Origin of the sequence: Spongiibacter thalassae, from assembly GCF_012272835.1 — a bacterium.
GTDB classification, from domain to species: Bacteria; Pseudomonadota; Gammaproteobacteria; order Pseudomonadales; family Spongiibacteraceae; genus Spongiibacter; species Spongiibacter thalassae.
In genome coordinates this window covers 59,169-77,039 of the sequence record NZ_JAAWWK010000007.1, presented here as the reverse complement: position 1 = coordinate 77,039, position 17,871 = coordinate 59,169, and the positions used below count along the sequence as shown (strand labels likewise).

The following is a 17,871-nucleotide window of genomic DNA, read 5'->3' as shown; positions in this document are numbered from 1 at the left end:
AGTGACGAACTCAGTCGCTGCCGAGGGCCAGCCTGTCGAGGTGGTAGTCGCGGTCACCGCTGAGAACTTCCATCGCCGTCAGCCGTTTGAAATAAGCCCCAACGTTTAGCTCCTCGGTCATACCGATGCCGCCGTGCAGCTGCACCGCCTGCTGCCCCACATAGCGACCGCTGCGCCCCAGCTCCGCCTTCAACATTGCGACGCTGTCGCCAAAATGGCTGTGGCCAACCGCCTGAAGCGCCGCCCACAACAGCGAGCGCGTTCGTTCGCAGGCCATCACCATGTCAGCGATGCGGTGCTGCAACGCCTGAAAGCTGGCAATGGGCAAACCAAACTGTTTGCGGGTTTTACAGTACTCCACCGTGGTGGCCAGTAGCTGATCCATCACGCCCACGGCCTCCGCCCCCATGACCACCAGACTTTCGTCCAGAATTTGCCGCAGCACTGGCAGGGCATCTCCCTTGAACAGGGCCGCACTGGCGGGCAGAGTCAGTTGTTCAAAACGGAGATTGGCCGCAGGCTGACCGTCCACGCTGCCGAAGGCCGTCATCGTCATTCCCGGGCTTTGGGTATCCACCAGATAAACATTGAGGTCGCCGCTGTCGTCCCGGGCAGTCACCAGCAGGGCGTCAGCATTGGGCGCTGCCAGCACGGCCAGTTTCTCGCCGTTCAACACCACGCTGTCTCCCTCGCGCTGGGCACGGGTCAACACTTTGCCGGGGGCGCCGCGACTGTCCCGCTCCTCCCATGCCAGCGCCAACACACTCTCTCCCGCAATCAGTGAGGGAATCAGACTGTCTCTGGCCTCGCTGTTATCGCTGGCCGCCAACAGCTTGCCGGCCATCACGACGCTGGGCAGAAAGGGCTCAAGCACCAGCCCCTTGCCGAATTCCTCGGCCACCGCCATCTGATAGGCCAAAGGCAAGTCCAGCCCGCCCAGCGCTTCACTGAAGGGCAGCCCCAACACACCCAGCTCGGCCAACTGCTGCCAGTAGTCCTTGCTGAAACCCTGCCCGCTGCTCAGATAAACCCGGCGGGATTCGTAGTCGTAGTGATCCCGCACAAAGCGGCTGAGCATATCTTTGAATTCGGTTTGTTCCGCGGTGTACTGATACTGCATATTCAGCCCTCCATCACGGCTTTAGCGAGCAAGCTGCGCTGTATTTCATTGGAGCCGGCGTAGATCGATGCCGCCCGTGTATTCAGGTAGTAGGGCATAGCCAACAGGGCCGCCTCGTCACCGATCGGCGCGACCTCGCTGCCCACCGCCAGGGCCTGGTTTTGCACCGGCAGAGCGTCCAACCCGGCCACTTCGAGCTGCAATTCAGAAAACCGCTGCATCACCTCGGTGCCCAGAATTTTAAGCATGGATGCCATCGGGCCAGGGTTTTCACCGTGCTTGAGGTTGGCATTGACCCGCTTTTCGGTATGCACAACCGCCGCAATTTCAATGTCCAGCTCCACCAGCCGACGGCGCAGTGCCGGGCGATCGATCAGACGCTCGCCAAAGGCATTTTCACGGGTGCACCACGCACGCAGTTTTTCCTGGGCCGGCAGTAGCCAGGTGCCGAAGGTGCTGCCGCCACGTTCGAACTCCAGTACATACTTGGCGACGGTCCAGCCCTGATTCTCCTCGCCGATGCGGTTGGCCTTGGGCACCCGCACATCGGTAAAGAACACTTCGCATTGTTCGGGTTCACCATCCAGACCAATAATCGGTCTGACCTCGAGCCCGGGCAGATCCATATCCAGTAACAGGAAAGTAATCCCCTGCTGGGGCTTACCCTCGCTGCTGGTACGCACCAGCGCGAACATTTTATTGGCGTGGTGGCCGTAGGTTGTCCAGGTCTTGGAACCGTTGAGCACATAGTCGTCGCCGTCGCTGTCGGCGCGACATTTCAGGCTGGCAAGGTCGGAACCAGCCCCTGGTTCAGAGTAGCCCTGGCACCAGAAATCCTCACCTGACAGAATACCGGGTAGCAGTGCCGCCTTCTGCGCCTCGCTGCCAAAGCCGAGAATGGCCGGCCCGACCATCTGTACGCCCTGGGGCAATACCGGCGGCACACCGCGCCGGTTACATTCTTCTGCGAAGATATAACGCTGCTGGATCGACCAGCCGGTGCCGCCATATTCCTCAGGCCAGGAGGGTGCTACCCAGCCCTTGTCGTACAGTATTTTTTGCCAGGCGATGGCCTGTTTAAAGGGGGCAAAGACACTGGTTGTCTTGCGCCCCGCTTCGAGAATTTCTTCGCTGGGCGCTGTTGCCAGAAAGGCCCTGACCTCCTCACGGAAGCGGGCGGATTCGCTATCATCAAATATCGACATATTGCTACCTGTTGTCTCACTGTTGCGCGACACCGAGGCCGGGGCATCAGCCCAGACAAACCTCGGTAATACGCTGAAAAGTCAAAACCTCCGCCTGCAGCCGGGCTCGTGCACCGGCGGTCAGAGGCAAGCTGCGGTGGTGAATGGTGTCGCGGCTGACCAGCTCACTGCTGCCGGTAGCGCATAAGCGACTGCCCTGAACAATTCGGCAGCCCAGTGACACCCCGTGACCGTTCACTTCAGCAACAGACACTTCCAGGCGCACTTCACCGGTAGCCTCGCAGTCACTGAAAAAATCCAGGCGGTGGGACACCGCCCGCCAACTCAGGGGCATATCCCCACAGCAAGCGGTCAACTGGGCACAATACTCCCGCTGCGCGTCGTCAAACCACTTGCTGAGTGCCCAGCGGTATACCGCACCGCCGGCCCTGCACTCCTGAACGGACGGTACAAAACACGTTGAGTACACGGCGTGTTCCCCTAGGCGCGCTGCAGCATGGACTGCAGGCGATTTTCGATAATGTCCTCTGCCTCAGCCACTATTCGGCTGACTAACTCTGCACAGCTGGGAATATCGTCAATCAAGCCCATCACCAAACCGGCGGTCCAGACACCGTCGTCGGTATCACCCTGCTCAAGTACCCGTTCACGGCCCCGCGCACCGGCGACAAGGGGCTGCAATTCGCTGAAGTCGGTGTCGCCGGGCTTGCCCTCGATCGACAGCACTTCCTTCGCAATACTGTTTTTATAGATTCGCGCGGTATTGCGCAGGGTGCGAAAAATCAACGCGGTGTCCAGCTCGCTGCTCTCCACCATCATCTGTTTTACATTGTGATGTACCGGTGCTTCCCGGGTTGCTACAAAGCGAGTCCCCATATTCACCCCCTCGGCACCGAGGGCGAGCGCGGCAGCCAAACCCCGGCCGTCGCCGATGCCACCCGAGGCAATCACCGGAATACGCAAACGCGACACGGCACAGGGCAACAGCACCAGATTCGGCACATCGTCCTCGCCGGGGTGACCGGCGCATTCAAAACCATCAACACTGGCAGCGGCACAGCCAATGGCCTCGGCCTTCAATGCATGACGCACCGAAGTGCACTTGTGAATCACCTTCACGCCGGCATTATTGAAGGCTTCCATATACTGTTCGGGGCTGCGCCCTGCCGTCTCCACCACGGTAATCCCTTCGTCGATAATGACCTGCACATATTCGTCGTAGGGCACCGGATTGATCGTCGGCAACAGGGTGAGGTTCACACCAAAGGGATTGTCAGTCATTTCCCGGCAGCGGGCAATTTCCCTGCGCAGATCCTCCGGGGTCGGCTGGGTCAGGGCGGTCAAAATGCCCAGTCCGCCAGCGTTCGACACCGCCGCCGCCAGCTCTGCCAGCCCCACCGCCATCATTCCGCCTTGAATAATCGGGTGCTCGATTCCCAGCATTTCCGTCACTCGCGTCTTAATCATGTGCCTACTCTCTTTTACAACCCAATCTGAAGTCCGGCCAAGGCCGCGGATGAAAGCACTGTAAATCCATGTGGCCGCCGCTAACAGGTCGAAGGGCGACAGTCCTTGTCTGTCAACGTCAGCGGTCGTTGAGGTGACAATGGTGGCGCGCCCGGAAGGTGATCTGGCGCAGCCCGACAGGGCCTGGCGCGCCCTGCCCTTCTTAATTTTTGCCCCAACCAGCACTATTGGAACCAGCCCCCCGAGGTTTATCGACGGCCATGCACGACTGAACAGGAAGCACCGATGTATATACAGGAAATGATTGAGTTCAACGCCCGCGAGTACAGCGATCATATCGCCCTGCGTACCCCCAGCCAGTCGTTGAGCTATGGCGAGCTCGAACAACGCTGCAACCAGCTGGCCAATGGTTTACTTGCAAGCGGCCTGCAAGCGGGTGACCGGGTTGCCCTGCTGTCGAAAAACAACCTCGCCTATCTGCAAGTGGTGATCGCCTGTATGAAAGCGGGATTGATTCTTGTGCCATTGAACTATCGTTTGGCCCCGGCAGAACTGAGCTATATTCTCACCGACAGCGACGCGGCCATGCTGATTGTCGGCGACAATGAACTGCGAGACGCGGCCAGCAAGTGCGAAGCCATTGCCACCCTCGACCGCTGCTTTTCCTTGAGCGAGACCAACGCCGACTGGCGCGCCTTTGAAGAGCTGTTTTCGGCAAACACCACGCGCCCACCGCGCTCGACCCTTAACGCTGAGAACAACGACGTCATCCAGATGTACACCAGTGGCACCACGGGTTATCCCAAAGGGGTGCTGTTTGGTCACCGCCAGTTACTGAGCGCCTACGTAATGACGGCTCAAGTACCCGAGCGCTGCCAGGTCGGCCATCTCGGTATCATGCCTCTGCCCCTGTTTCACGTTGCCGGCATGGCCGCCTCGCTGGTTTGGCTGTGCGGCGGCGCCATCGTTGAGGTCACCGATGACTTCAATCCACTACAGTTGGTGCAGTCGATTGTCGGCAGCACCTCCTGTGACACGGTGCTGGTGCCCGCCATGATTCAGGCCGTGCTCGCCTTCGTGCCCAATATCGAAAGCTACGACTTCAGCCCATTACAACGCATTACCTATGGCGCGTCGCCGATATCCATGCCGATTCTGCAACAGGCCATGGAGGTCTTTGGCTGCGACTTTGTGCAAGGCTTCGGCATGACCGAACTGAGTTGCATGGTGCTCTGTTTACAGGCCTCTGATCATCGGCGCGCATTGGCGGGCAATCCGCAGTTGCTGCGCTCCTGTGGCCGCCCCCTGCCCGGTGCAGAACTGAAGGTGCTCAAGGACAATGGCGAAGAAGCCGCCCCCGGTGAAACCGGCGAGCTGCTGATTCGCTCAGCCACGGTCATGTCCGGCTACTGGAAACAACCGGAAAAAACCGCGGCGACCCTGGTCGATGGCTGGCTGCATACCGGCGACGCCGGCTATGTGGACGAAGACGGCTTTTTCTATATTCGCGACCGGCTCAAGGACATGATTGTGTCAGGCGGCGAGAATATTTATCCCGCCGAAATTGAAAACACCCTGTTCAGTCACCCCGCCATCCAGGACGTTGCCGTCATCGCTGTACCCGATGAAAAATTTGGCGAAGCTGCACTGGCAGTCTGCGTTCTCAAACCCGACACCACGGTTACCGACGAGGACCTGGTGGCCTTCTGTCGCGAACGGCTGGCGGGCTATAAAACCCCCCGCCGCTACGCCTTCGTCGATGAACTACCGCGCAACCCCTCGGGCAAAGTCCTCAAGCGTGTACTTCGTGAACCCTACTGGCAGGACAGCGACCGCCAGGTCGGCTAGCACCCACAGTCTGCTGAACAGCTGCTTCGCCGCACATTGTGCGGCTTTTTTTGCGCTCATGACCAACACAGTGTTTACGAGCGATAGAGATAATCTCGCGGCAGCCCTAAACGCAATCAGCTCTGTACCGCCGGCTCGACGGATTCAACGACCCTACCGTCCCCACTCCATCAAACGGGTCACTGTGGTGATTATCCAACCCCGCCGCACGGCGTTTTGGCTTCAGGGCGGCAGTTATGGTTTACACGCGACAGCATCAACCGCAGCACTCTTGCGCCCCGCGCCCCCTACTCGCTAGAGTTCCCCTTGCCGCAGCCACCTGTGCAGCGCTGCGCGCATTCGATATAACCATAACAACAACGAGGCTTGTCCCAATGATGCACCGGCACCTGCTCGCCCTGGCCGTAGCCCTAGTTTCTGCAATGGCCGCCGCAGAAACACCGCGGGTGCTCGAGGAAATTATCGTGACGGCGCAAAAACGGGCGCAGTCGCTCAGCGATGTACCGGTGTCGGTCACCGCAGTATCAGCGGAGAAGCTCAGCGAAGCCGGTATCGAGAATCTCGCCGACCTGTCGGAATACGTGCCCAACCTCAAGCTCGCCGAAGGGGGGCTGGTGCCGAATATTTATATGCGCGGCATCGGCTCGGGCTCCAATCAGGGCTTTGAACTATCGGTAGGCATTTTTGCCGACGGCATCCACCTGGGTCGCCCCCATCAGACCCGCACCGCGTTTATGGATGTCCAGCGGGTCGAGGTGCTCCGCGGCCCCCAGTCCATTCTGTTCGGTAAAAACGCCATTGCCGGTGCGATCAGTGTCGTCTCCGCTCAACCGGGTGATGAATTTGCCGGCATGGTGTCTGCCGGTTACGGCCTGGAACTCGACAAGGTGGAGACCGACGCGGTGCTGTCCGGCCCCCTCAGTGACACTGTTGGGGCACGACTGGCGCTGCGCTACCGGGATCAGGAGGGTTATATGTACAATCCTGAGCTGGATCGTTTGGAAGGTGGCGCCGTCGAAGCCTCGGGCAGAATGGTGCTAAGCTGGACCCCGAAGGATCTGCTAGACGCCTCGCTTAAATTTGAAAAAACCGACCGGGAGCAAACGGGCCGCACCCTGCAGGTGACCCAGCCCAGCGCGCTCACCCGCTGCTCGGGTGAAAACACCCGTGCCGATTACGTTCGCCACAGCGATATCGACGAGCGCATTGTCCTCGACGCGATGAACACCACCTTAAATGTCAATGTACACGCCGCCGCCGGTACCCTGAGTTCGATCAGCGGATACACCCGTTTCGACAATGACGAATACTTCGACCCCGATTCCAGCAGCTGGGATACCTCGGTATTCCACTCCATAGAAGACTACCGACAGCTCAGCCAGGAGCTGCGTTTTACCTCCCCCGGCGGTGAGCTTATTGATTATATCGGCGGTATTTTCTACCAACAAAGCGAGCTGACCTTTGACGAATCGGCACCGCTGAAAGTACGCAATGCGGCAGTACAGGACACCGACTCCTGCGAGTTGAACAGCCAGGTACTGGTGGAATCTGACCTCGATCGCGACTATCTCCTCGACAGCCAAGCGTGGTCAGCCTTCACCCAGATTACCATCAACTTCAGCGAGCGCTGGCGCAGCACCCTTGGCCTGCGCTATGTCTTTGAAACCAAGGAAGGCTACCGGGAGTTCAATTTGTATGAACGGGATACCCGCATGCCCATCAACCCGCTGTCGGGCCTTGTCCTTAGCCAGCTGAATGTAGACAGCCATCAACTTGAGGGGGAACGCAGCAGCGAGGTGGTGCTGCCGCTGGTCAATCTGCAATGGGATGCCAGCGAGAATATTATGACCTATGTTGCCTACACCGAGGGCGCCAAGTCCGGCGGTTATGATGCCCGGGGCAACAACGCCAACGACGGCCCCACCGGAGGCGGCACCAATTTTGAATTTGAAGACGAACTGGCCGACGCCTGGGAGGTCGGAGCGAAAATGCGCCTGCTCGACGGCAGCGCCGACCTGAATATTGCCGTGTACCGGGTTGAATACAGCAATATGCAGGTCAGCGTGTTTGATGGCGTGGCTGGCTTTAACGTCACCAATGCCGGCAGCGCCCTTACCCAGGGCGCAGAGCTGGACGGACGCTGGCTGGCAACCGACTGGCTGATGCTCACCGCTGCGGTGGGCTATCTCGATTTCGAATGGCTCAGCTATGAACAGGGGCCCTGCTACCCCGGCTCCCCCGAGGAAGACCCGGACACCGGCACGTGCAGTTTCAACGGCAAGGTCAACCAGCAAACCCCACGTTGGACCTCAAGCCTGTCCTCGACGATCACTCTGCCCGTGGGTAGCCGTCACACGCTGGAATTCGCCGTCGATGTCAATTACCGCGACGAGCACTATATCGCCGGCGACCTCGACCCCCGCAGCTTGCAGGAAGCCTTGACCAAATATCACGCCCGAGTCCGCGTCTTCGACAACGACAACACCTGGTGGCTAACTCTGGCGGGCAAGAATCTCAGTGAAGAAATGGGGCAGGGGCTGGGCGCCGCCACCGGCCTGGATGTGGGCGGCTACCGCTCTTCTACTGAACCGCCGCGATCAGTCTACCTGGAAGCGGGCCTGCGCTTCTGAGCGTCATCGGCAGCAGCCTGAGCGGGCTATTCCTCCAGCGCCAGGCTCAGGGCGCGGTCGCGGTCATAGATGTCCGCCTGAAAAATCAACCGGCCTGCCTCATCAATATCGGCGGTCCAGTAGTCCATCAGAATGGGAATCTGGGTCACCAGATTGACGTTGCGCTTTTCGCCCCGGCGAAACAGCTCATCCACCTCTGCGGGGAAGTAATCTCCCGCGTTGCGCATTATCAAGTACGCCAGATCAACTGCCTCCTCGACCCGCACACAGCCGGAGCTGCCCGCGCGCCTGACCTTGCCGAACAGGGCCTTGTTGGGGGTGTCGTGGAGGTAAACACTGAAGGGGTTGGGAAAGCGGACAACGACCTGACCCAGGGGATTTTCCGGCCCCGGTCGCTGGCGCAGCAGAACGCCCTTGGGGTTGTCCCAGTTTACCGTGGCCGGATCGACCTGTCGGCCGCTGTGATCGACCACGATATAGGGGTTTTCTTCAAAGAACTGCGCGTTCTCCTGGATTTGCGGCTGCTTGTCTTCCCGGAAAATGGTGGGCGGAATCGTCCAGTCAGGGTTGAAGGTGAGGTAGGTCACCAGCGACTTCAGTGCCGGTGTCGGGCGGCTGTTACGCCCCACCAGAGTACGCGACACCCAAACTTGCTCACCATTAACAAAGTACTTCAAACGGGCACCGGCAATATTCACCAGCAGCAAATTGTCTTCCAGCTCCGGTGTCATCCAGCGCCAGCGCTCCAAATTGGCCCGCAGCTGTCCCAGTCGCTCGTCGGGAGTCACATTCAAGGCCGCCAGGGTTGCCGGGCCGACGTGGCCGTCTTCTGCCAGACTGTGGCGATATTGAAAGCGCTTCACCGCTTCACTCAGCTCGGCGTCGTAGTAATCCTCACCAAAGTGGCTGGCAAACTCCTGCCCGGTCGCGCGCAGACGGTCACGCAAGCGCGCGACCCGATAGCCGCGATCACCGGGGGAAAGGGTGGGGCCTGGCGGCACATAGGCGGGCGGCGGCTGTCCCTGTTGGCGGTAGCGCCGCAGATATTCCTCACGCAAACGCTGATACACCGGGGTGTCAGGGCGCAGCGCCTCGATCGCCGCCAATGGCTCGTCAATTTTAAACAACAGGGTGTTCAGCAGCAGAGCGCGGGCGTCATCGGCAAAGTCGGAGAAATAATGCCATATCGGTTCGATCTGGCTGCGATCAAGGCGACCAAAGCGCAGGTCCAGGGCCGCCTGCATCCATACCGCCGTCGCGCTGACCTCGCCCAGAGCCGTATCGACTTCCTTTGCCGAGGGCACTCGATAGTGGGCGGGGTTCAGTCCGTCCCCCAGCAGAGAGGCCACGGCCTGCTCCAGCTGCTCACGCCGGTCGCCATATTTCCAGATCGGCCGAAATTCGCGACTGGCATAAAAACGCTGAACTTCCAGCTGACGCACTGGTCTCAGGCTGCTGGTATAAATCAGGTCGTCGGGCTGGCGCGCGAGAAAGTCGCGAATCTGCTGCGCATCCACCGCACTGGCGGGATAAGCTGCCAGAGCTATAATCAGGACAATAAGGAACCGAAACACCCCGCGATACGCGGTGTGAGGAGGGTTACCACCCTGGGTAAGTAAAGCTGCGGATTGGAGGAGAATTAGCACTTCAGGTAATCTTTTGTCAGTTCCGTTAACAACGTAGAGAAATCCAGACCCCTACAATGACACAAAATTCACTGTTAATCGTCGCTGTTCTTCTCACAACGGCCATATTTACGGGATGCGCAAGCAATAATGCCTCCCGTCAGGGCTTACAGCCCTCGCCGGAGACGTCGCCGCGCACGGAAACCGACCTGCTGACCACCGAGCTGGCACAGCTTGCCCCGGCCTTGAACCACTCTGTGCTGCACCGGGCTGTCGCTGCCATGCACTGCGCCACCCGCGACGGTGCCGAAGCCGGCGAGCGACTGGCGGTTATCGATTTTTCCCTGCCCTCGTCTGAGCACCGTCTGTGGATATTCGATCTGGCGTCCAAATCCCTGATACTTGAGGACTTTGTCGCCCACGGCAAAGGCTCCGGGCAAAATATGGCCACCGTGTTCTCCAATGTGGAAGGTAGCCACCAATCGAGCCTGGGCCTGTTCCGCACTGCGGAAAGCTACTACGGCGCCCACGGGTACTCACTGCGAATGGATGGCCTGGAACAGGGGGTTAATGACCTGGCGCGGATGCGGGCGATAGTGATCCACGGCGCCAAGTACGTGGACCCGAGCTGGATTCCCCGGCAGGGGCGCATCGGCCGCAGCCACGGCTGCCCAGCGGTTCGCCCGGACATCGCCGAGCTGGTGGTCGATCAGCTCAAGGACGGCCAATTCCTGTTTGCCTACTATCCCGATGAGCAGTGGCTGTCTCGGTCTACCTATCTTAACTGTCCGGGCGATCAGACCAGCCTGCAAATTAGCCTCAACGACTGAGCCTTTCCCCCCAAGCTTTCTCCTTCCAAGCCCCGGCCAACTTGCACCGGGGCGGCTCCCACTGACAGCAGAAATATCGCGAATTCAGGGCAAATCCGTATACTGTGGCGATGATGACAGAACTCGACGATTTGGCGATTGCCCGCCGCCCCAGCCAGGCCCGGTCGCGGGAACGCTTTGAAAAGGTGATTGCCGCCGCTGACGCTATGCTCGCCGAAGGTGGCCTTGGTGCGCTCTCCATCCCCGCCCTGGCGGATAAGCTGGGTATGACCCGGCGCAGCATCTATTTGTTTTTCCCCACCCACTACGCGGTGCTCAACGAGGTTACTCGACGCTATATCAACCGACTGGAACAACGCCTGGCAGAGGAGCTGGCGCAATACCGTCATAGCGACCTGCACGAAGCGGTTGCGCGGGTGACCTTTGCCGCGGCGGATTTTCACAACACCCACCCGGTAGGCTGCCAGCTGATCCTTGGCGGCGCGGTCACCGACAGTAGCTATCGCGCACAGGAGATGAATACCCGGCACCTGGGCCAGCTGGCGCGGCGTAGTCTGGGCAACTTCAGCCCGAATATTCCCACCGAACCGGACGTTGCCAGCCTGGCCATCGAACTGGGAACCGCCTGCTTTCGTCACTCCTATGGTGTACACGGGAAAATTACCGACAGCTACAAAATAGAAGCCACCTATGTGATGTTGCTCTACCTCTGTCAGACTCTCGGGCTGGGCGATGCGCCCAGCCGCGAAGCATTAAGCAGCTATCTTTAGAGCCTGTCTTTAGGGCCTGTTAACAGGCTCTGGGCAACCACCGGATTTTACAGCGTTTTCAGATACTCGATCAGCGCACGGCGCTCATCGTCGGTCAGCACCTCGGTAAACTCGTGACCGGCGTTACTCTGGCTGTAGTAATAGGTATTGTAGATTTTTCGCTCCTCGATTTGCTCGTCAGTCATAATCGGAATGTTCAGCAGATTCCAGGCCAACCCACCGTTGCCCCACAACAGCCCAAGGCCATCCTGCAGGGTGGGGAGATCCTCACCCGGCGACGGGTAGCACTCCACCACAGGATAGGGGCCGGGGCCACAGGCCACTTCCTCATACTTCCAACCGAGGTTGGCGGTGTCGTAGGCGTCGAGGCTGGCATCAAAGCCCATCACCACTTGCCCGGCCTGATCGGGGCGGGGCGCGTTGGACAGCCTGCGCCAGATCGGCTTACGCGCTGAGGGCTTGAGCACTTCCCACACCGACGGCACCGACCCGTTATGGAAATAAGGCGCGCTGGCCCACACTCCGTATAGCGGTGGCGCCAGATAGCCCAGCTCACGACCGCCTACCCGAGCGCGCAGTGATTCGTCGTTCCAGTTACCGCAATAAGGTGTGCCCTCGTCGGTCTTTTGCTCTTCCGGAGCATCGCTATAGGCAAACCAGTTGCTTTTGGAATACTCCACCACCCGCTCACTGTTACCGTCCAGCCGCGCGCTGTCGGTGCCGATGATATCCAGTGGCGTCACATAGGCCGCGATGCCTTCAAGACGCGGATCGGCGAGGTAGCTTTGGTCGTGTACATAACGCGGCGAGTAGGCCCCGTGGCAGCTGGCGCAAGAGCCGTTACCCTGCTCCGGACGGCGCATGGAGCTCCCCTCCTCCGCCACCAAACCATCAACCTCAGGCAGCGCGGCAGCGGTCTCCTCCACCCCCGCCCACAGGTCTTTGGTGTGAAACAATATAGCGCCCTGGCGCGCCAGGTCTTCGTCGATCTCACCAAAGTGCCGGGCGGGCCAAACAGGTGCTTTCAATGACAGTATCCACGCATCGCTGTCGTGCTGATTATCGATAATCCACTGCCGCTCCTCGTCACCTGCCATTGGCACGCCGGGCATATGGAAAGACAGTTCGATACGTTTGGCATCGGCCACCATACCGGCGTCAAAGAACTTGGCCGGACGACTGCCCAGGTTCCACCATACTGGAGGATCTTCAGTGCCGGTGGACGGCTCTGCCTGAATCGTCGCGTAGGGAATCCAGGTCTCACGGTCGGTCAAGGTAAGGGTGCCAAACAACTGGAAGTTGGTGATATTGCCCGTCCCCCTTACCTTGTTCTGGGAGATAATTGCCAGCGCCCCCTGTTGAGGAGTGAGCCGGGCCAGGTCGGTAAACATCACCGTGATATCCGACATGGAGTTGGTGCCGTAGATCGCGCCCAGCCCCTCGCCATCAGCGCTCGTCCCCACCTGACCGCCATGGCAGATGCTGCAGGTCGGGCTGAGCTGACCGGTCCAGCTGCCATCGGCTTCACGGAGCTGGGTCAGGCCAATGGGCAGCTGGCCACTGCCGCCGTTCGTGGCATTGGGATCTTCCCCCGCCAGCGGATAGGGATTATGGGTATTCGACAGGGGCATTCCCCAGCGCTGACTCACCAGCTCGTCGAAATTATCCGGCTGCTGGGGCATATTCCAGATCGACTGCCACATATCTCGGTAACGGCTTGCGGGAAAGGCAAAGCCGGAACTGCTGCTTGAACCGGCAAACATCGAACCGGCACCCACCTCACCGTCTGAGGCCACCAGCGCATAGCCCCGGTGGGCGCGCTCGCGCAGGTCACCACAGGTCGCCGGTTGTCCACCAGGCTGACAGTTCTGCCATTCCAGATTCATCGCTACCGCGCGGCCATCACTGATGCCTGGCACCACCATCGAGCGGGGGTCAGCCACGTTCGACAGGTCGTGATCGTCGGGTTTATCCGCGCAGTAATCAAACCAGTAGTGACCGCCGCGACGGCTGCCGAGCAAGGGTTTCGGCTGCGCCACTTCGCCCTGATCGATCAGGTCACAGTTGTCCGGGTCATCCCAGCAGGCCATAACGGTGGCCATGGCATTGTAGGCCTGACTGCCCACAGGCCAGGGGCTGCCCGCCGAGTGTTTTTCCGTGTCGGTATCAGATGCCTTGCGCAATATCGTATTCTCGGCCACCCCCTCACCCAGGGCCGACCAGGCGGCATAGGTGTTGGCGTAGTCCAGGCTGTCGATTCGCGACAGCATAAAGCCCGCGCCCTCTGCGGTGTCCGCAATCGCGCCGGGCACATGGCAGGTGCGGCAGATGGCCAGATTGGGCTGCACCTGCTCGGCGAAATAGGTCCGCAAATCTGCGTCGGAGATGGCATCGCACGCGTCGCCAAGGCCGTCATTATCCACGTCCTGCTGATCGGCATTGGCTACCAACGGGCAGTTATCCAGGGCATCGGCGACGCCGTCACCATCGGCATCGGTCAATGCATCGCAGGCATCACCAAGACCATCGCCATCGCTGTCGGCCTGATTGGCATTGCTGTGATCGGGGCAATTGTCCGCATCATCGGCGACACCGTCCCGGTCGGAATCGGTGAAATTGTCACAGGCGTCGCCGAGGCTGTCGCCGTCACTATCCGCCTGATCCGGGTTGTTAGTCGCAGGGCAATTGTCCTCGCCGTCACTCACCCCATCGGCATCTCCGTCGGCAGAATCCGAGCCATCACAGGCATCACCTGCGCCGTCACCCTCGGCATCTCCTTGGTCGGGATTGGCAACAGCGGGACAGTTGTCTTCGTTATTGTCGATGCCATCACCGTCGCGGTCGCTGTCGCAAACATCGCCGCGACCATCGCGGTCGAGATCGGCCTGATCGGCATTGGCCTCGCTCACGCAATTGTCCTGTTGGTCGTCTATGCCATCACCATCGCTGTCCTGCCCATTGCGCTGAACTGCCGGGGCGCCCGGATCACGAATCACGCCATTGGCTTCGCCGTCGGCGTCACCGGCACCGCCGTCAGTGAGGGTCAGGTGCACCGTAGAGCCACGGATTTCTGCACTGGGGAACACCGCGCATTGGTCATTGGCAGAGCACTTTACGTAAACCGAAGGGGTCATACCCTGGGGTAGCTCAAGACTTAAAGTCACCGTTTCACCGGGAGCCAGATCAGCAATATCAATGGCCAGAAAGCCCATAGGGTAATCGTATTCAACGGGTGCCGCAGCGGGTGTAGCCACCACGTTAGCCGCCTCTATACTGCCCGAGGAGGTGCGCGTGGTCACAGTGCCCTGATCTGTTGTCATTTGCCGTGTATCGGCAGCAGCAGCGGGCGGCGCGCCAGCGTTACCGCCGCCTCCGCAGGCGGTTAGAGCACTCATAGCGATCATCAGGGCGGGGATAGTCAGACGTTTCACGGTGGGCCTCTCATAGTGCGTTCGGCGTTTTGCTCAGCACCCTGCCTACTTGACCTAACACTGCGCAGTGGCGACTACAGTGTCGTCAAATAACAGGTGTCACGGCAACGAATGCTGACTGCTAATGCTTTCTGCTACGGCGTGTTGTTATTGATTCCGCTCGGCGGAGCGTATTCGACCGGAGTGCTGCGCGTGTTGATAGCAAGCAGTACGGTCTGTGCCGGAGTACAGCGAGTCGTGGTGCATCCCGATTCAAATTATTTAATTTTGGTACTTATGTTCCTTTGAAAGTAACAGTAGTACAAAATTTAGTCAATTTTGCGAGACGGCAGAGGTGCAGGTATGTGTGCTGAGGCACAAAAACTGTCGCCTCAGCACACTTATCGGAAGGGAATATTAGAGGGTTTTCAGGTACTCAATAATGGCGCGACGCTCTTTGTCTGTTAGAACATCAGAGAAGGTGTGACCACCCGCCCCATTGCCCAGCGTTCGGGTATCATAAATAAAGCGCTTTTCCAAAGTGGAAGGTGACGCACTCGACGCGCTACCCAGCGCCGCCCAATTGAAGTTGGTCCAGATAAATTGCTCCACCAACTGCAGCAGACTCGGACCTTCGGCATCCACCGGATGACAATTCTCCGCCGCTCCACCGGGCATATCCTCACAGGCCAACACATCGTGCTTCCAGCCGATAGCATTCCAGTCAAAGGCGACTGACATACGCTGATCAAAGCCGGTCACATTGCCTATTGTCTGGAGTTTTCTGCGCCAGATGTCGGGACGCTTGGAGGAGTCCAGCACGGCTTCCAGAGTCGGCACCGAGCCATTGTGGAAGTAAGGTGCGGTGGCCCAGGTGCCAAACAGCGGTGGTGCCTGATAACCAATCACTCCGCGCTCCCAGCCACAGGCCCCTTCGGGACGCATATCAATCGGCAGGGCGTCGTCAGCCACCTCGGCAGCAGCCAATTTTTCGGCGGGATCAACCCAGCCCTCAGCGCCGTCGGGGTAAGCCCAGAAGGTTGTGCTGTAGGCGTCGCGCAGATAAGGCGTGAGGGTATCGGCGCGGGCCGTGTCGGTGCCGATCACATCAAGCTCCGAAATATGTCCGGCAATTCCTTCCAGCAGGGGCGTTTCGAGATAGCTGTCGTCGTGAACATAACGTGGCGAGTAGGCGCCGTGACAACTCGCACAGCTGCCGTTGCCGCCTTCAGGCCTGGGCGCTTCGGCATTACCCGGCTCCGCCCACAGATCCTTTGTATGGAACAGAATCGCACCCTGCTCTGCCAGCTCAGTATCTATCGCTGCAGGATAGGCCGGCGCTTCGCGACTGGCGATATAGGCGGCCGCATCCTGATCGTCTTCCTCGATGGCCTTGCGGTAAGCGGTGCCATCCGGCCCTATAGAGGAATTCGGGTGTGCGGCAAGCACGATGCGGGTACTGTCAATGGACTGCCCCGCGTCGAAGAACTTCCGCGGACGCTGGGAGTAATTCCACCACGCCGGAGTATCCTGGGCGACCCCAGTGGGATGGTCAAAATCCTGACCCTCGGTCAGCAGCGCCTTGTTCATATTGGGGGCGACACCCAGCGAGTCGTAGTCCAGTGCCGCAAACAGCACCTCAAACGCCCCAACCGCATTGTTTTGACCACGCTGTTTCACCCCGAGATTGAACACGGTAAATGCCACGCTGGCAGGGTCGCGATAGGCATGTTCAATCGACATCGGGCTGTCGAGATTACTGTTTCCCAGGCCAATATGGCGCTCGGACAATACGGGGGTTTCACCCGAATAGGGATCACCGATCTGCCCCCCGTGACAAGCGAAGCAGGGCACTTCGGCGATCATCCCTGTCCACCTGCCAGACTCATCCCTGGTCTGGTGTTTGCCCATTGGCAGTTGTCCGCTGCCACCATTGGTCTGATTCGGGTCTTCCCCCTCCAGCGGATAGGGATTGCGGTAGGGCGCGACATTCAAGCCATAGCGCAGGGTATAGAGTTGATCAAAGTTCTCCGGTCGACTGTCGTAACCCCACGCTTCCCATGCCCGACCGTATTCTTCGGCAGACTGACTGCCCGGGGTTTTCTTGCCCGACAGCAAGGCTTCACCGCGGTCGCGGCTGGCCTTGTATTCCCCACAGGTACGGGGCGCCTGATCGGCAATAGGCAGGGCGTCGTGGCACTCCTCAAAATAGGCATTGAAGAATACCGCGCGATTCTGATTAACGCCGGGCACAACCAGGGTGCGGGGGTCTACCGGCAACGTCGCGCTGTCATCCTTGGTTTCACAAAACTCCTCCCAGACAAAGCGGGCGCGGGAGCTACCCAGCAGGGGCAGTTCGTCGGCGACCTCCCCCGAGATATTCAGATCACAGCTGGCGGGATCATCCCAGCAACTGAACAAAGCCGACACATCGCGATAAATCTCACTGCCCACAGGCCAGGGCTGGCCACCACTGTGGCTGGCTGCGGGGTCGGAGGCCTGAACCAGAATGGGGTTGGTGGCTATGCCGCCACCCAGGCGCTGCCAGGAGGCACGCATATTAAACAGGTCTTCCGCAGGATTGGAGGACAGCATAAACCCGCGGCCATCGTCCACATCTGCCACGCCACCGGGTAAATGGCAGCTGCGGCAAAAGGCGGTTTTTGGGGCCACCCTCGTGGTAAAGAAATCGTCGCTGTTGCCCGTGCTCTGCCCTGCAGCCGGCACACTGGCATTACTCAGCGGCGGCGGATTACTTGCGCCACCACCGCAGGCTGCCAGCAAACTCAAGACACCTATTCCAAGTATTGTATTATTATTCATTATTGAAACCTCTGTTGACCACCACTGGGGGCCTGTTCTCTAAGCTCCTGACACCGACACGCTGGTCGGCCTATTACACTCAGCCTATACTGCGGGTCATAGTCGGTGCATACAAGGTCATGGGCAATACCCACGGCGCGCAA

11 protein-coding genes are annotated in these 17,871 nt (G+C 59.5%); 4 read left to right on the top strand and 7 right to left on the bottom strand.

Annotated features, from left to right (window positions below; all coding sequences use genetic code 11):
- Nucleotides 1-10: 10 nt before the first annotated feature.
- Genes HCU74_RS17775 through HCU74_RS17760 form a run of 4 tightly spaced genes read right to left on the bottom strand, consistent with a single transcriptional unit; the run spans nt 11 to nt 3,792 of the window.
- A complete protein-coding gene (locus tag HCU74_RS17775; protein WP_168451782.1) occupies nt 11-1,120 on the bottom strand; it encodes an acyl-CoA dehydrogenase family protein in 1,110 nt (369 codons plus the stop codon).
- 2 nt (nt 1,121-1,122) lie between these two features.
- Nucleotides 1,123-2,325, bottom strand: coding sequence for an acyl-CoA dehydrogenase family protein (locus HCU74_RS17770; RefSeq protein WP_168451781.1), 1,203 nt, complete (start codon nt 2,323-2,325; stop codon nt 1,123-1,125).
- Nucleotides 2,326-2,371: 46 nt separating this feature from the next.
- Nucleotides 2,372-2,794, bottom strand: a complete 423-nt coding sequence (locus tag HCU74_RS17765) for an acyl-CoA thioesterase family protein (RefSeq protein WP_168451780.1) — start codon at nt 2,792-2,794, stop codon at nt 2,372-2,374.
- Between the two features lie 11 nt (nt 2,795-2,805).
- A complete protein-coding gene (locus HCU74_RS17760) occupies nt 2,806-3,792 on the bottom strand; it encodes an NAD(P)H-dependent flavin oxidoreductase (protein WP_210425379.1) in 987 nt (328 codons plus the stop codon).
- 183 nt (nt 3,793-3,975) lie between these two features.
- On the opposite strand from HCU74_RS17760, the gene HCU74_RS17755 reads away from it, so the two are divergent.
- Together HCU74_RS17755 and HCU74_RS17750 are read left to right on the top strand one after the other, a co-directional pair.
- Entirely contained in the window at nt 3,976-5,640 is a 1,665-nt protein-coding gene (locus HCU74_RS17755) for a long-chain-fatty-acid--CoA ligase (protein WP_282596064.1), read from the top strand.
- Between the two features lie 374 nt (nt 5,641-6,014).
- Nucleotides 6,015-8,270, top strand: a complete 2,256-nt coding sequence (locus tag HCU74_RS17750; protein ID WP_168451778.1) for a TonB-dependent receptor — start codon at nt 6,015-6,017, stop codon at nt 8,268-8,270.
- A 26-nt stretch (nt 8,271-8,296) separates the two neighbouring features.
- Here HCU74_RS17750 and HCU74_RS17745 read toward each other — a convergent pair whose 3' ends face one another.
- Entirely contained in the window at nt 8,297-9,916 is a 1,620-nt protein-coding gene (locus tag HCU74_RS17745) for a L,D-transpeptidase family protein (RefSeq protein ID WP_168451777.1), read from the bottom strand.
- Nucleotides 9,917-9,972: 56 nt separating this feature from the next.
- Between HCU74_RS17745 and HCU74_RS17740 the strand changes: the two genes are divergently transcribed.
- Nucleotides 9,973-10,725 carry a murein L,D-transpeptidase catalytic domain family protein gene (locus HCU74_RS17740; protein ID WP_168451776.1) on the top strand — a complete coding sequence of 251 codons (753 nt, stop codon included), beginning with the start codon at nt 9,973-9,975 and terminating at the stop codon, nt 10,723-10,725.
- A gap of 110 nt (nt 10,726-10,835) precedes the next feature.
- Nucleotides 10,836-11,495: a TetR/AcrR family transcriptional regulator gene (locus HCU74_RS17735; protein WP_246864713.1), complete on the top strand. Its 660-nt coding sequence runs from the start codon at nt 10,836-10,838 to the stop codon at nt 11,493-11,495.
- A gap of 47 nt (nt 11,496-11,542) precedes the next feature.
- Here the strand turns inward: HCU74_RS17735 and HCU74_RS20085 are convergent, their stop codons facing one another.
- Both HCU74_RS20085 and roxC read right to left on the bottom strand, forming a co-directional pair.
- A complete protein-coding gene (locus tag HCU74_RS20085) occupies nt 11,543-14,926 on the bottom strand; it encodes a thrombospondin type 3 repeat-containing protein (RefSeq protein WP_345889710.1) in 3,384 nt (1,127 codons plus the stop codon).
- Nucleotides 14,927-15,322: 396 nt separating this feature from the next.
- Nucleotides 15,323-17,728 (bottom strand): putative rubber dioxygenase RoxC, encoded by a 2,406-nt coding sequence (roxC, locus tag HCU74_RS17725; protein ID WP_168451774.1) that lies wholly within the window; start codon nt 17,726-17,728, stop codon nt 15,323-15,325.
- Nucleotides 17,729-17,871: the final 143 nt, after the last annotated feature.